The sequence below is a fragment of the Arthrobacter sp. K5 genome, from assembly GCF_040448525.1.
GTDB classification, from domain to species: Bacteria; Actinomycetota; Actinomycetes; order Actinomycetales; family Micrococcaceae; genus Arthrobacter; species Arthrobacter globiformis.
On record NZ_CP159279.1, the window covers coordinates 3,503,958 to 3,517,822 of the forward strand.

General features: G+C 67.1%; 9 protein-coding genes. 6 read left to right on the forward strand and 3 right to left on the reverse strand.

Annotation, left to right across the window (positions count from 1 at the left end; all coding sequences use genetic code 11):
- Window positions 1–98: 98 nt before the first annotated feature.
- Window positions 99–1,181 carry a LacI family DNA-binding transcriptional regulator gene (locus ABRP34_RS15910; protein WP_353710944.1) on the reverse strand — a complete coding sequence of 361 codons (1,083 nt, stop codon included), beginning with the start codon at window positions 1,179–1,181 and terminating at the stop codon, window positions 99–101.
- 122 nt (window positions 1,182–1,303) lie between these two features.
- Between ABRP34_RS15910 and ABRP34_RS15915 the strand changes: the two genes are divergently transcribed.
- The 5 genes from ABRP34_RS15915 (at window position 1,304) to ABRP34_RS15935 (ending at window position 9,934) form a co-directional block, all read left to right on the forward strand.
- Entirely contained in the window at window positions 1,304–2,236 is a 933-nt protein-coding gene (locus tag ABRP34_RS15915) for a sugar ABC transporter permease (RefSeq protein WP_043418465.1), read from the forward strand.
- A gap of 2 nt (window positions 2,237–2,238) precedes the next feature.
- A complete protein-coding gene (locus ABRP34_RS15920) occupies window positions 2,239–3,189 on the forward strand; it encodes a carbohydrate ABC transporter permease (RefSeq protein WP_353710945.1) in 951 nt (316 codons plus the stop codon).
- A gap of 38 nt (window positions 3,190–3,227) precedes the next feature.
- Window positions 3,228–4,571, forward strand: a complete 1,344-nt coding sequence (locus ABRP34_RS15925; RefSeq protein WP_353710946.1) for a sugar ABC transporter substrate-binding protein — start codon at window positions 3,228–3,230, stop codon at window positions 4,569–4,571.
- Between the two features lie 91 nt (window positions 4,572–4,662).
- Window positions 4,663–6,702: a beta-galactosidase gene (locus tag ABRP34_RS15930; RefSeq protein ID WP_353710947.1), complete on the forward strand. Its 2,040-nt coding sequence runs from the start codon at window positions 4,663–4,665 to the stop codon at window positions 6,700–6,702.
- Window positions 6,703–6,748: 46 nt separating this feature from the next.
- Entirely contained in the window at window positions 6,749–9,934 is a 3,186-nt protein-coding gene (locus ABRP34_RS15935) for an Ig-like domain-containing protein (protein WP_353710948.1), read from the forward strand.
- Window positions 9,935–9,951: 17 nt separating this feature from the next.
- Here the strand turns inward: ABRP34_RS15935 and ABRP34_RS15940 are convergent, their stop codons facing one another.
- Both ABRP34_RS15940 and ABRP34_RS15945 read right to left on the reverse strand, forming a co-directional pair.
- Window positions 9,952–11,178, reverse strand: coding sequence for an ROK family protein (locus ABRP34_RS15940; RefSeq protein WP_353710949.1), 1,227 nt, complete (start codon window positions 11,176–11,178; stop codon window positions 9,952–9,954).
- 10 nt (window positions 11,179–11,188) lie between these two features.
- Entirely contained in the window at window positions 11,189–12,475 is a 1,287-nt protein-coding gene (locus tag ABRP34_RS15945) for an FAD-binding protein (RefSeq protein WP_353710950.1), read from the reverse strand.
- Window positions 12,476–12,673: 198 nt separating this feature from the next.
- Here ABRP34_RS15945 and xylA point away from each other — a divergent pair, with 198 nt between their 5' ends.
- Entirely contained in the window at window positions 12,674–13,864 is a 1,191-nt protein-coding gene (xylA, locus tag ABRP34_RS15950; RefSeq protein ID WP_043418468.1) for a xylose isomerase, read from the forward strand.
- The last annotated feature ends 1 nt before the right edge of the window (window position 13,865 follow it).

The window sequence follows — 13,865 nt, forward strand, 5'->3', positions numbered from 1 at the left end:
GGAAGTGCGCCTCCTGATAGTTAGCAACGCTAATTAGCTGGTCTAACCATTATCCACCGAGCACCTCCGGGCGGCAACCAATGCGGGGTGAATGTGAGCTATCTTGCCTTCGGGGCCGCGGTGCTTTGGCGGATCACGAGGTCGGTGGGGACGAGGGTGACGCCGGGTTGGGTGGTGTTGGTGCGGATCTGCTGCAGGACGTTGTCGACGCACCGGTTGCCGACGTCGGCGAAGTTCTGGTGGACGGTGGTGAGCGGGGGAGCGTAGGAGGAGGCTTCGGGGACGTCGTCGAAGCCGACCAGGCTGATGTCCCCGGGGACGGACAGGCCTTTTTCGCGGAAGGCGCGGAGCAGGCCGAGGGCCATGTGGTCGTTGGCGGCGAAGACGGCGGTGCAGCCGGGTTCGTCGGCGAGGCGGAGTCCGGCGGCGTAGCCGGAGTCGGCTGACCAGTCGCCGCGGAGCACGGGCGGGACGGGCTTGCCGGCGGCGGTGAGGGTGGTGCGCCAGGCGGCGGCGCGGCGTTCGCTGGCGTAGGACTCTTCGGGGCCGGCGACGTGCCAGACGGTGTCGTGGCCGAGGTCCAGGAGGTGTTGGACGGCTTTTTGGGCGCCGTCGGCCTGGTCGGTGTCCACCACGCTGTACTGCTCGCCGGCGTCGGAATCGACGACGACGACCTTGACTCCCGGGGGCAGCGTCACTGTGGCTGCATCGAGGAGGTGGACTTCCATGATGGCGATCACGGCGTCAACGGCGAGTTCGCCCATCCGGGAGAATGCGCCCTGGATTCCGGCCTGGGTGGGGGCCGTGACCGGGATCAGCGTGATGGCGAAGTCCTGCCGGGCTGCATGCAGTGCGATGGCCTCCAGTGTGCGCATGTTCCCCAGCGAGGACAGCGAGAACGTGATCACCCCGATGGTCCGGAAGCTGCCCCGTTTGAGTGCCCTGGCGGCACTGTTGGGCCGGTACCCCAGCTCGTTCATTGCCGCAATGACTTGGCGCCGCGTGCTTTCGATGACGTCCGGGCTCCCGTTGGACACGCGGGAAACCGTTTGGGAGGAGACTCCGGCGAGCTTGGCGACGTCGGCCATGGAGACCTGCTGTTTGCGCAGCGGCGCAGGGCCGGCCACCTCCTTTAGAGGGGACGAATTGCGGGCCGGGGGTTGACCGGATTCGTGCTCCATGTCACCATCGTACCAATCATGTTTGCGCAAACATTCACAAAAGCTCACAAAAATGTTTACGTAAACAGAAATACTCGGTCACCCGCCAGGTGACGAAGCCCTACAGAGGACCCTTCATGACAATGACGTCCCCGCAAGTCGCTCCGCCAGCCGGCGCGGCTGAGCCGGCAGGCCGCACGAGCCGCCGCGCCAGCCGCCGTTCGTGGGCCGGCTGGTGGTTTATCGGCCCGTTCATGGCCGTTTTCGCCCTGGTTTTCCTCGCCCCGATCGCGTATTCCATCTACCTGAGCGTCTTCCGCAACCAGCTCATCGGCGGCACCGCGTTCGTGGGCCTGGACAACTACGCCCGGGCGTTGGGGGACCCGCAGTTCTGGTCCGCACTGGGACGGGTTTCGCTGTTCCTGGCGGTCCAGGTGCCGGTCATGCTGGTGATCGCCCTGGTTGTGGCCCTCGCCCTGGACAGCGGCAGGCTCTACGGGAAGTCGTTCTTCCGGATCTCGATCTTCCTGCCCTATGCCGTGCCCGCCGTCGTCGCAACGCTCATGTGGGGCTTCATGTACGGCACCCGCTTCGGGCTGGTGGGAAACATCAACCAGGCCTTCGGTCTGAACCTGCCCAGCCCGCTGTCCTCCGAACTGGTGCTGGCCTCCATCGGAAACATCGTCACGTGGGAGTTCATCGGCTACAACATGCTGATCTTCTACTCGGCGCTGACCGTTATCCCCAAATCCCTGTATGAGGCCGCCGAGATCGACGGCGCCGGCCAGCTGAGGGTCATCGCCGCGATCAAGCTGCCGGCCATCCGCGGCGCCATCGTAGTGGCCACCATCTTCTCGGTGATCGGCAGTTTCCAGCTCTTCAACGAGCCCAGCATCCTCAAGAGCCTCTCACCCAACACCATCTCGACCTACTTCACGCCCAACCTGTACGCCTTCTCCCTGTCGTTCTCGGGGCAGCAGTACAACTACTCCGCCACGGTGGCGATCATCATGGGGCTGATCACCATGGCCATTGCCTACGCCGTCCAGGTCCGCGGCATGCGAAAGGAGCGCTGACCATGAGCGTTCAGACAGCCGCCCGCCCCGGCAGTGCCGGCGCAGGAACGTCGGCGCCGCTGAAACTCCGCACCCCGCGCCTGCGGACCCCGCGCGCAGCCGGCTCCCGGCGCTCGCGCCGCAGCCTGGCACTGAATCTCCTGATGGGCCTTGTCCTGCTCTACAGCCTGGCCCCGCTGTTCTGGCTCCTGGTCAACGCCACCAAAACGCAGGACGGCCTGCTCAACTCCTTCGGCCTGTGGTTCGCCGGTGATTTTGCCCTCTGGGACAACATCGCCCGGACAGCAACCTACGACGGCGGGATCTTCCTTCGTTGGTTCGCCAACACAGTCCTGTACGTCGTGCTCGGCGCTGGCGGTGCCACTTTCCTCGCCGTCCTCGGCGGCTACGCGCTGGCCAAGTTCGATTTCCCCGGCCGGAAGGCTGTGTTCGCCGTCGTCATCGGAGCGGTGGCCATCCCGGGCACGGCACTCGCGGTCCCCACGTTCCTGATGTTCAGCCAGATGGGCCTCACCAACACCCCCTGGGCCGTGATCATCCCTTCGCTCATCTCGCCCTTCGGCCTGTACCTCATGTGGACGTTCGCCGCCGAGGCCATCCCCACCGAGATCATGGAGTCCGCCCGGATCGACGGCGCCAGCGAGGCACGCACCTTCTTCCAGGTCTGCCTGCCGCTGCTGACACCGGGCATTGTCACCGTGCTGCTTTTCACCATGGTGGCCACCTGGAACAACTACTTCCTGCCGCTGATCATGCTGAAGAACCCCGACTGGTACCCCCTTACCCTGGGCCTGAACGCGTGGAACGCGCAGGCCGGCACCGCCGGCGGGGAAGCCATCTTCAACCTGGTCATCACCGGTTCCCTGCTCACCATCCTGCCGCTGATCGCAGCGTTCCTGCTGCTCCAGCGCTATTGGCAGTCCGGCCTTTCCGCCGGAAGCGTCAAAGAATAACGCCCGTCCCGCTCCAACAACGCAGTTAGAAGGAAGACATGATCAAGACCCTGACCCGCCGCGGCCTGCTGCAGACTTCCGCCGTCGCCGCCGCACTCGCCCTGGGGCTCACCGCCTGCGGAGGCGGCGGCAACGCGGCGCCGCAGCAAACGGTCAACAGCGACGCCGTCGAAGCCGCGCTCCAAAAAGGCGGCAAGCTGACGGTGTGGGCCTGGGACCAGTCCCTGAAGAAGGTCGCCGAGGGCTTCGAGGCCAAGTACCCCAACGTGGACGTCAACCTGGTCAACTCAGGCACCGGCAACGACCAGTACACCGCACTGCAGAACGCGATCTCAGCCGGCTCAGGCGTCCCCGACGTGGCGCAGATCGAGTACTACGCACTTCCGCAGTTTGCGCTCAGCAAGTCGCTGGCTGACCTCGGCCAGTTCGGCGCCGCCAGCCTCGACGGCACCTTCACGGCCGGTCCGTGGTCCTCGGTGCAGGCGCAGGGCGGCGTCTACGGACTCCCCATGGACTCCGGCCCCATGGCCCTCTTCTACAACAAGCAACTCTTCGACAAGCACGGCATCGCAGTGCCCACCACCTGGGATGAGTTCCTCGAGGCCGGCCGTGCGCTGAAGAAGGCCGACCCCAAGGCCTACATCGCCAACGACACCGGTGACGCCGGGTTCACCACCAGCATGATCTGGCAGGCCGGCGGCAAGCCCTACGAAGTGGACGGCACCAACGTCGGCGTGAACTTCTCCGACGAAGGGTCCACCAAGTTCGCCGAGACCTGGCAGAAGCTCATCGACGAGGACCTCCTTGCCCCCATCAGTTCCTGGAGCGACGAGTGGTACAAGGGCCTCGGCAACGGCACCATCGCCACCCTGTCCACCGGCGCCTGGATGCCCGGGAACCTGGTGTCCGGCGTAGCCGACGGGGCCGGCAAATGGCGGGTCGCCCCCTTGCCGCAGTGGGAGAAGGGCGCCAGCAGCAGCGCGGAAAACGGCGGCAGCTCGCTGGCCATCCCCGCCGCCAGCAGCCAGGCAGCCTTGGCGTACGGCTTCCTGAAGTACTCCAATGTTGAAGAAGGCGTCCAGGCCAGGATCGACGGCGGCGCGTTCCCCGCCACGTCAAAGGATCTCGCGTCCGAGAAATTCCAGAACACCGAGTTCAAGTACTTCGGCGGCCAGAAGGCAAACGAGATCTTCGCCGAATCAGCGAAGAATGTTCCCGCCGGCTGGTCCTACCTGCCCTTCCAGGTCTACGCCAACAGCATCTTCAACGACACCGCCGGCCAGGCCTATGTCTCCGGCACCAAGCTCAAGGACGGCCTGGCCGCGTGGCAGAAAGCCTCGGCCAAGTACGGCACCGAGCAGGGCTTCAACGTCAAGGAATAAGAGCCCGCAGGCAACCCAAACCATCTCCGCGGACGCGCCAGCCAGCCCGGCGCGTCCGCGGCCACCCAAACGCGCCCAAAAAGAGGAACTCATGACCCACACCACCCACCACCGCTGGCTGCGCTGGCCGTCCCCGGACACCAAGAGGCTGGCCTTCGGTGCCGACTACAACCCCGAGCAGTGGCCCCGCGAGGTCTGGACAGAGGATGTGCGGCTCATGAGGGAGGCCGGGGTCAACATCGTCTCCCTCGCCATCTTCTCGTGGGCACGCATCCAGCCCGCGCGGGACAGCTGGGACTTTTCCTGGCTCGACGACATCATCGGCCTGCTCCACGCCAACGGCATTGCCGTGGACCTCGCCACCGCCACCGCCTCCCCGCCGCCGTGGCTCGCGGCCGAACACCCGGAAATCCTGCCGGTCACCCAGAACGGCGAAACCCTCTGGCCGGGCGGCCGGCAGCACTGGCGGCCCACGTCGCCGGTGTTCCGCGAGCATGCACTGACGCTCGTGCGCACCATGGCGGAGCGCTACAAGGACCACCCCGCCGTCTGCGCCTGGCACGTTTCCAACGAACTCGGCTGTCACAACATCTACGACTATTCCGACGACGCCGCGGCTGCTTTCCGCAGCTGGCTGCAGGACCGCTACGGCACCCTTGAGGAGCTGAACACTGCCTGGGGGACCGACTTCTGGTCCCAGCGCTACGCGGACTGGAACCACATCCTCCCGCCGCGCAAGGCAGCGTCCTACCCGAATCCCACGCAGCAGCTGGACTTCAAGCGCTTCTCCTCGGACTCGCTGCGGGACTATCTCCGCGCGGAGCGCCGGATCCTGAGCAGCATCACCCCGGACATCCCCGTGACCACCAACTTCATGGTGATGGGGGAGACGAAGGGAATGGACTATTCCGCCTGGGCGGCCGACGTCGACTTCGTTTCCAACGACCACTACGTGGTCCCGGGACCGCAGGACCACGACGAACTGTCCTTCTCCGCGAACCTGACCGGCAACATCGCCGGCGGCAACCCCTGGTTCCTCATGGAGCACTCCACCAGCGCCGTGAACTGGCAGCCCGTGAACACGCCCAAGAAGCCCGGTGCCCTCGCCCGGGACTCGCTCACCCACGTGGCCCACGGCGCAGACGCGGTCTGCTTCTTCCAGTGGCGGCAGTCGCGCGCCGGGGCAGAGAAATACCACTCCGCGATGGTGTCGCACGCCGGCAGCGACAGCCGGCTCTTCCGCGACGTCACCGCGCTGGGACGCACGCTGGGCGAACTCTCGCCGGTCACCGGCAGCCGCCGCGAGCCGGCACGGGCCGCGATCCTCTTCGACTGGGACTCCTGGTGGGCCAGCGAACTGGACTCCCATCCGAGCGACCGCCTCCGCTACCGGCAGGAGGCACTCGACTGGTACTCGGCGTTCCTGGCCACCGGCATCCGCGCCGATGTCCTCCCCGCGGCAGCCTCCCTTGACGGCTACCAGCTGGTCATCGCACCGGTCCTGCACGTTGTGCCGGCCGAACTGCGCTCGCGACTGACCGCTTTCGTCGAGTCCGGCGGGCACCTCGTGACCACGTACTTCTCGGGCATCGTGGACCAGAACGACCACGTGTGGCTGGGCGGATATCCCGGCGCCCTCAGCGATCTGCTGGGGATCCGGGTGGAAGAGTTCGGGCCGCTGGCACCAGGGGAAGAAGCCAGGCTCGACGACGGTTCAACCGGCACGCTGTGGGCGGACTCCGTTGCCACCACCTCCGCCGAGACCAAGATCCTGCGACGGTTCGCCTCCGGTGACCACGCCGGCGAACCGGCTGTAACCCGGCGCAGCGTGGGCAGCGGATCCGCCGGCTACGTGGCGACGCGGCTCGGATCAGCCGGCCTGGTCCCTGTCCTGCGGGAATTCGCCGGCCTGGCCGGCGTCGAGTCTGAACTGCCCGCGGAGCTGTGTGGCGCCGTCGAACTCGCCGTCCGCACCGGGGAGGACGGGCGCTTCCTTTTCCTGATCAACCGAACGGACCAGGCCGTGGACATCTCGGCGGTCCCCGGGGCCGTGCTCGCGGTCCCCGGGCCGGGCGACGGTACCGCTAAGCTCGCCGCCCGCGGCGTGGCCGTCCTCAAAAGCCCCAAATAAAGCAGTCCCCAGAGAACAGCAGCATCACCGCACCGAAGGGAATTCAATGACGAACAGATCCAGACGGCCCTGGGCCGTGACCGCCGCCGTCAGCGCGGCGGTCTTCTCCGCAGGGCTCGTGGCCGGACCCGCGTCCGCCGCGCAGGCACCGGCGAAGGCAGCCGACGAACCCGTGCCGGCCGGCGCCGTCACCGTGCGGCCGGACCCCTCCTACCAGGGCGATGCCTTCGAAGGATGGGGCACCAGCCTGGTGTGGTTCGCCAACGCCACCGGCGACTATCCGGATGAAATCCGCAACAAGCTTGCCGACATGGTCTTCGGCGACGAAGGGCTGAACCTCAACATCGCCCGGTACAACGTCGGCGGCGGCAACGCGCCCGACGTGAAGGACTACCTGCGCGCCGGCGGCGCCGTTGAAGGCTGGTGGAAGGCCCCCGAGGGCACCACCCGGCAGGACAAAGACTGGTGGGATCCGGAAAATCCGGACCACTGGAACCTCGACGCCGACCAGACGCAGCGCTGGTGGGTGGACCGGATCAAGAACGACATCACGCACTGGGAAGCCTTCAGCAACTCCCCGCCCTGGTTCCAGACGGTCAGCGGCTACGTTTCGGGCGGCTTCAACTCCTCGCAGGACCAGCTGCGGACCGAGAGCGTTGATGACTTCTCCTCCTACCTGGTCGGCGTCGTCAAGGAGCTGGAAAAGGCGCACGGCATCAAGATCGACACGATCGATCCCATGAACGAACCGAACACCCCGTACTGGGGAACCAGCCTGAATTCGGCGGGCCAGCCCGTCGGGGGCCGGCAGGAAGGCGCCCACATGGGCCCCGAACTGCAGCAGAAGGTGGTCCAGTCCCTGGCCAAGGCACTGGCCAGTGCCGACACCGGCGCTGTCATCAGCGCCATGGACGAGACCAACCCCTCGACGTTCGCCAGCAACTGGAACAGCTATTCCGCCGACGCCAAGGAAAACGTCGCGCAGCTCAACGTCCACACCTACGGGACCGGGCAGCGGACAGCCGTCCGGGACATCGCCAAGGGAGAGGACAAGCCCCTGTGGATGAGTGAAACCGGCGGTTCCTGGTTGGACGGGCAGAACTTCACAAGCATGCAGCCCGGCCTTGGCCTGGCCCAGCACATGGTCAACGACCTCCGCGAGCTCGAGCCCGAGGCCTGGGTGTTCTGGCAGCCCGTCGAGGACTACAACAACATGAAGCCCGGCGGCGAAAGCGCCATCGGCTCCAACTGGGGCGAGATCCAGCTGCCCTTCGACTGTGAGGCCGGGGACAACCTCGAAAGCTGCCCGATCTACACGAACACCAAGTTCAACACCGCGCGGAACTTCACGCACTACATCAAGCCCGGCGACCGCCTGGTCAAGGTGGACGACACCAACAGCGCGGCCGCCGTCTCCGACTCCGGAGCCACCGTGGTGCACGTGAACGACGGCAAGCAGCAGCGCCAGGTTGCCCTGGATCTTTCCGGCTTCGAAGCCGTCCAGGGCAATGCCACCGTGACGCCGGTGACCAGCGACGCGTCCGGCGCACTGGTTAAGGGCGAGCCGGTCGCCGTCGGAAAGGACCGCACGGCGGTCCTCACGGTACCGGCCGAATCCGTCACGACGTTCCTCGTCAACGGCGTGCACGGCGTGGCCAAGGAGGCCGCCCTGGTTCAGGCGGACCACGTCTACCGGCTCCAGGGCGTGGAAAGCGGCAAGTCCCTTAGCCAGGGAACCGGCAGCGCCGCCGTCATCCGTTCCGGTGCGGGTGCCGACCAGCAGTGGAGAATCCGCCGCCTCAGCGGCGAGAACAGCAGCCGTGCCCGCTATGCCCTTGAAACGCCCGACGGCGGGCGGCAGCTCACGGTCGTCGACGGAGCCCCGCAGCTGGTACCGGCGGAGGCAGCCCCGGCTGACGCCTCCCAGTGGACCATGTCAACCACGGGCGACGGCACCTACACGTTCGTCAACGCGGCCACCGGACGGCTCCTCGAGGTGGGCGGGCACGCCACCGCGGACGGATCCCCGGTGACCCTGTGGACCGCCAACTCCGGCGAGAACCAGCGCTGGCGGGTCATCGACGAAACTGTCCAGGGATTCCGGAACGTCGCGGCCTTTACGGTGCCAGGGACCGCTCCGCAGCTGCCCGCCACCGTGGTCCCCGTCTACCGTGACGGTGCCCGCGGCGAACTGCCGGTGACCTGGGCGTTGCCGACGGAGAGCCGGTGGAGCAAGCCCGGAACCGTTGACGTGCGCGGGACGGCGACGGACGTGCTGGGCGCTGCGCATCCGGTGACGGCCAAGGTCACCGTCGACACGTTGGTGGCTACACTTCCGGCGCGGGCCAAGACCTACGCCGGAGGCACGCCTGCGATGCCTGCCACCGTGACAGCGGTGACCGCCGGCGGAAGCAAAGTGGAGCGGCCGGTGGTCTGGGATGCCGCCGGGCCGTTCACCGAAACGGGCGTTGCCACGGTTGCCGGCACAGCCGACGCCGCCGACGGGCGGACACTGCCCGCCGCCGTGCGCGTCCAGGTCACGGCGGGAACGGCCGACAACGTGGCCGATGACCCCGGTGCCACGTTCAGCGCCACCTTCACCGAGCCGGGCTACAGCACCGCAGGGCTGGGTAACGGCAACCTGACGGACAAGGCCTGGTCCAACTGGAAGTCGGGCACCAAGAACACCACCGACACCCTCTCCGTGGCGCTGGCCAGCCAGAAGACGGTGACCGGCGTGAAGGTCCACTTCTACCGCGACGGATCCACCGACAGCTACGCCCAAAGCCTCCAGGTGCAGACAAAGGCTGCCGACGGCGCGTGGCAGAACGCTGGCGCCCCGGTCCAGGTCCCCGGCGGCAGCCCCGCCCCGGTGGTCACAGTTCCGGTAGCCAGCGTGGACACCAAGGACGTCCGCGTGGTCCTCACCGCACGGCCGAACACCCACATGACGGTCAGCGAAGTGCAGGTCCTGGCGCTGGCTCCGGGCCAGTCCTCCGACGCCGCCGCGGCCGGCATTTCCGTCAACGGCCAGCCGCTGGCCGGCTTCGACCCGGACGTCACCTCCTACCGGACCGACGTCCAGGGAGCGCGGCAGGAAGTCACGGCCACGGCTGCTGACCCGTACGCGGTGGTCACCGTTACGCAGTCGGAGTCCGGAACCGCCGTCGTCACGGTCCGAAGCGAAGACGGAAGCCAGACCCGGACGTACGAGGTCGCTTTCGGCCGGTAGGAAGCTGGGTTCCGCCGCTATTCCGCGGCGGAACCCAGCCCGGTTGTCACAAATCCTGTGGGGTCCGCCAGGAACCGGGCGAACCCAAGTTCCGCTGCGCCGATCATCATGAGGTTGGAGCCGAGTGCCGCGGGGTGCACCTTGGCCTGGGCGGCCGGCCCGTCCAACGCCTGGGACAGCAGCAGGTCATCGAGGGCGGACGGCGCAAGCGCGTAGAGGACCCCGAGGAAACCGTCGAGGATGATCACTTCCGGGTTGAAGGTGTTGACGGCGTTCCGCAGGGCGATGGCCAGGAATCCCAGCTGCCGGGATATTTCCTCTGCGACGGCGGGGCTGCCTGACGCCCGGAGGGCCTGTTCCAGCTGGGAAGTGTCGCCGCCGCTGACGCCGAGCAGTTCGAAGAGCCGTCCCTGGGACACCTCTGTTTCCAGGCAGCCGGTGGCGCCGCAGTGGCACTGTTCGCCGGAGGTCCGGACGAACGTATGGCCCAGTTCCCCGGCGTAACCGGAGGCGCCGCGGAGCAGCATGCCGTTGGAAATGATCCCGCCGCCGATGCCGCTGGCCCCGCCGTTGAGGTACACGAGGTTGTCCCGCCCGGCGCCGGCCCCGAAGATCAGTTCAGCCTCCGCCGCGAGTGAGGCATCGTTGGCGGCCTGGCAGGCGTAGCCGGTGGCCTCGCTCAGCATCCGGGCAACAGGCTCGTCCCGCCAACCCAGGTGCGGCGCATGGCGGACCGTCCCGTCGTCGGGGTTTACCAGGCCGGGCACCGCCACACCGATGCCGGTGATCCGGTACGAGTGGTCCAGCTCCGTCCGCATTCCCTCGATGACGGCAGCGGCGATGTTGACCGCCTCCCGTGCGCTGGGAATCCGTTCGGTGGCGAATCGGATCTTCTTCTGCACGATGCCGCCCAGGTTGACCAGCCCGATGGTGACCGCATCGATCTCCGGGTAGACAGCAAGCGCCGCAATGGAAGGGCTCGGACGCACCTCGGGGCTCGGACGGCCCACCTGGGCCTCGCCCGTTGGCGCCGTCTCATAGACCAGCCCGAGCGCGGCCAGCTGGCCGATCAGGGTGCCGACCGTTGACCTGTTGAGCCCGGTCCTTTTCGTCAGCTGGGCCCGGCTGAGGACACGGTGATGGTGGACCAGCGACGTGATCAGCGCCAGGTTGTTCCGCCGGGAGGGGTCCAGCTCGCTGGGAGGGGCGGCCGGGGCGGCCCGTTGGCGAGGGGAAGACATCATCGGAACGATATCAGCTGCCGAAGACCTTGGTGTCGAGGAAGCCGTTGCGGAACTTCCCCTCCGGATCGAGGCGCCCCGCGAGGGCCTTAAAGTCGGCGAAGCGCGGGTAAAGCGGCGCGAGGCGGGAGGCATCGGCGTCGAACAGCTTGCCCCAGTGCGGACGGGCGCCGAACGGCGCCAGCGCGGCCTCGACCGCCGGGAGCACGGCCTCGACGGCGGGCTGGTCCTGCCGCCAGGTGAGGTGCAGGCCGATGCTGTCGGTTCCGTAGTTCGGGCTCAGCCAGAGGCTGTCGGCGGCCATGGTGCGGATTTCGGAGACCAGCAGCAGCGGAGTCACCAGGTGGGACAGCCGGCGCATGGTCTGGATGGCGTCCGCGGCGTGCTCGCGGGGGACCAGGTATTCGCTTTGCAGCTCGTCGCCCTTGCTCGGAGTGAATTCCATCCGGAAGTGGGCCAGCCTGTCCGACCAGGGGCCGGGCACTCCCAACTGCTGCGTGCAGGTGCTCCCGGAAACCCCGGCGATGGGATGCCTTGCTTCGGCGGCCGGGCTGCCGCCGTAGAAACTGTGACGCTCCGCTCCTCCTGCTTCCTCTGTCCTGGCCTTGAGCCAGGCCTGGCCGATCCGGTCCCCGCTCCAGTCGGTGAACAGGCTGACGCTGTACGCCGAGGAGGTGACGTCGTCGAAATTCTCCAGCACCTGGTCCCACGAGAGGTTCTCAAAGACCGTCTGCACCACCGGGAAGGCAGGTTCGATGTCCAGGGTCAGGCTGCTGACCACGCCCAGGGCGCCAAGGCCCACCACCATCCCGTTGAAGTCCGGGGTTTCGCCGCGGCGGGCGGTGAGGATCCCGCCGTCGGCGGTGACCAGTTCAAGGCCGGCGACGGCGGTGGCCAGGTTGCCGTTTCGGTCGCCTGATCCGTGGGTGGCGGTGGCGACGGCCCCGGCCACCGAGATGTGGGGGAGGGAAGCAAGGTTGTGCAGCGCATAGCCCTGCCGCTGCAGCTCGGCCGCCAGGGTCCCGTACCGGGTGCCGCCGCTCACGGTCACTGTCATGCTCTCTGAGTCCACCTCGATGGCGGGCGCGAGGTGTTCGAGCGAGACCAGGGCTCCGGCGGTGTCGGCGATGCGGTTGAAGGAGTGCCGCGAGCCGAGCGCCCGAAGCCGGGAAGCGCCGGCCACCAGGTCCTGAAGCTCCGCCATGGTCCGCGGTTCCCGCACCTCGGCCGCGGCGTACCTGAGGTTGCCCGCCCAGTTGTACTCCTCGGTGTGCAGCTCAGTTCCTGCTTCGCTGACCATTGCCTGCCCTTCGTTTGGTGTCCTAGAGAACATAACACCCCTTGAGGCGGGAAGGATAGGGCTCCACGGCATTGATGTCGCCGGATTTCGCTCTGTAAAAATGGTTGACAGACCGCCAAAAGCGAATATGTTTGTTTGTGGAACATTTTCCGGATCTGCCTGCGGGACAGGTCCCTCCAAACCAAACGGGAGCACTCAATGGCGATTCAGCCCACGCGTGATGACAAGTTTTCCTTCGGCCTGTGGACCGTCGGCTGGGAGGCGCAGGACCAGTTCGGCTCCGCAACCCGCCCGCCGCTGGACACCGTGGAGGCCATCAACCGGCTCAGTGACCTGGGCGCCTACGGCATCACCTTCCACGACAACGACCTGTTCCCGTTCGGCTGCTCCGCGGCTGACCGGCAGCGGGAGATCGACCGCCTGACCGGTGCACTGAAGGCCACCGGCATGGTGGTGCCCATGGTCACCACCAACCTGTTCAGCCACCCGGTCTTCAAGGACGGCGGCTTCACCAGTAACGACCGGGGTGTTCGCCGCTTCGCCCTGCGCAAGGTCCTGGAAAACATCGACCTCGCCGCCGAGCTGGGCGCCGAAACCTTCGTGATGTGGGGCGGGCGCGAAGGCAGCGAGTACGACGCCGCCAAGGACATCCGTGGTGCCCTCGAGCGCTACCGCGAGGCCGTGAACCTGCTGGGCGACTACGTGACGGACAAGGGCTACAACATCCGCTTCGCGATCGAGCCCAAGCCCAACGAACCGCGCGGCGACATCCTGCTGCCCACGCTTGGCCACGCCCTGGCGTTCATTGAGACCCTCGAACGCCCGGAGCTTGTGGGCATCAACCCCGAAACGGGCCACGAGCAGATGGCCGGGCTGAACTTCACCCACGGCATTGCCCAGGCGCTGTACCAGGGCAAGCTGTTCCACATCGACCTCAACGGCCAGCGCAGCATCAAGTTCGACCAGGACCTGGTGTTCGGCCACGGCGACCTGCAGAACGCTTTCTCCCTGGTTGACCTGCTGGAGAACGGCGGTCCCCAGGGCGGCCCGGCCTACGAGGGGCCGCGCCACTTCGACTACAAGCCCAGCCGCACCGAGGACATCAACGGCGTCTGGGACTCGGCGGCCGCCAACATGCAGACATACCTGCTCCTGAAGGAGCGCGCCAAGGCCTTCCGCTCGGACCCCGAGGTGCAGGCTGCCCTGGAGGCGTCGCGGGTTTCCGAGATCAACGTCCCCACCCTGAACCCGGGCGAAGGATACGAACAGCTCCTCGCCGACCGCTCGTCCTACGAGGATTTCGACGCCGACGCCTACTTCGGCGGCAAGGGCTTCGGCTTCGTGAAGCTCCAGCAGCTCTTCATCGAGCACCTGCTCGGCGCCCGCTGAT

What these genes read in the sequence shown, in the direction of transcription:
- ABRP34_RS15910 (WP_353710944.1), bottom strand. Translation starts at nt 1,181, where the DNA reads ATGGAGCACGAATCCGGTCAACCCCCGGCCCGCAATTCGTCCCCTCTA.
- ABRP34_RS15915 (WP_043418465.1), top strand. Translation starts at nt 1,304, where the DNA reads ATGACGTCCCCGCAAGTCGCTCCGCCAGCCGGCGCGGCTGAGCCGGCA.
- ABRP34_RS15920 (WP_353710945.1), top strand. Translation starts at nt 2,239, where the DNA reads ATGAGCGTTCAGACAGCCGCCCGCCCCGGCAGTGCCGGCGCAGGAACG.
- ABRP34_RS15925 (WP_353710946.1), top strand. Translation starts at nt 3,228, where the DNA reads ATGATCAAGACCCTGACCCGCCGCGGCCTGCTGCAGACTTCCGCCGTC.
- ABRP34_RS15930 (WP_353710947.1), top strand. Translation starts at nt 4,663, where the DNA reads ATGACCCACACCACCCACCACCGCTGGCTGCGCTGGCCGTCCCCGGAC.
- ABRP34_RS15935 (WP_353710948.1), top strand. Translation starts at nt 6,749, where the DNA reads ATGACGAACAGATCCAGACGGCCCTGGGCCGTGACCGCCGCCGTCAGC.
- ABRP34_RS15940 (WP_353710949.1), bottom strand. Translation starts at nt 11,178, where the DNA reads ATGATGTCTTCCCCTCGCCAACGGGCCGCCCCGGCCGCCCCTCCCAGC.
- ABRP34_RS15945 (WP_353710950.1), bottom strand. Translation starts at nt 12,475, where the DNA reads ATGGTCAGCGAAGCAGGAACTGAGCTGCACACCGAGGAGTACAACTGG.
- xylA (WP_043418468.1), top strand. Translation starts at nt 12,674, where the DNA reads ATGGCGATTCAGCCCACGCGTGATGACAAGTTTTCCTTCGGCCTGTGG.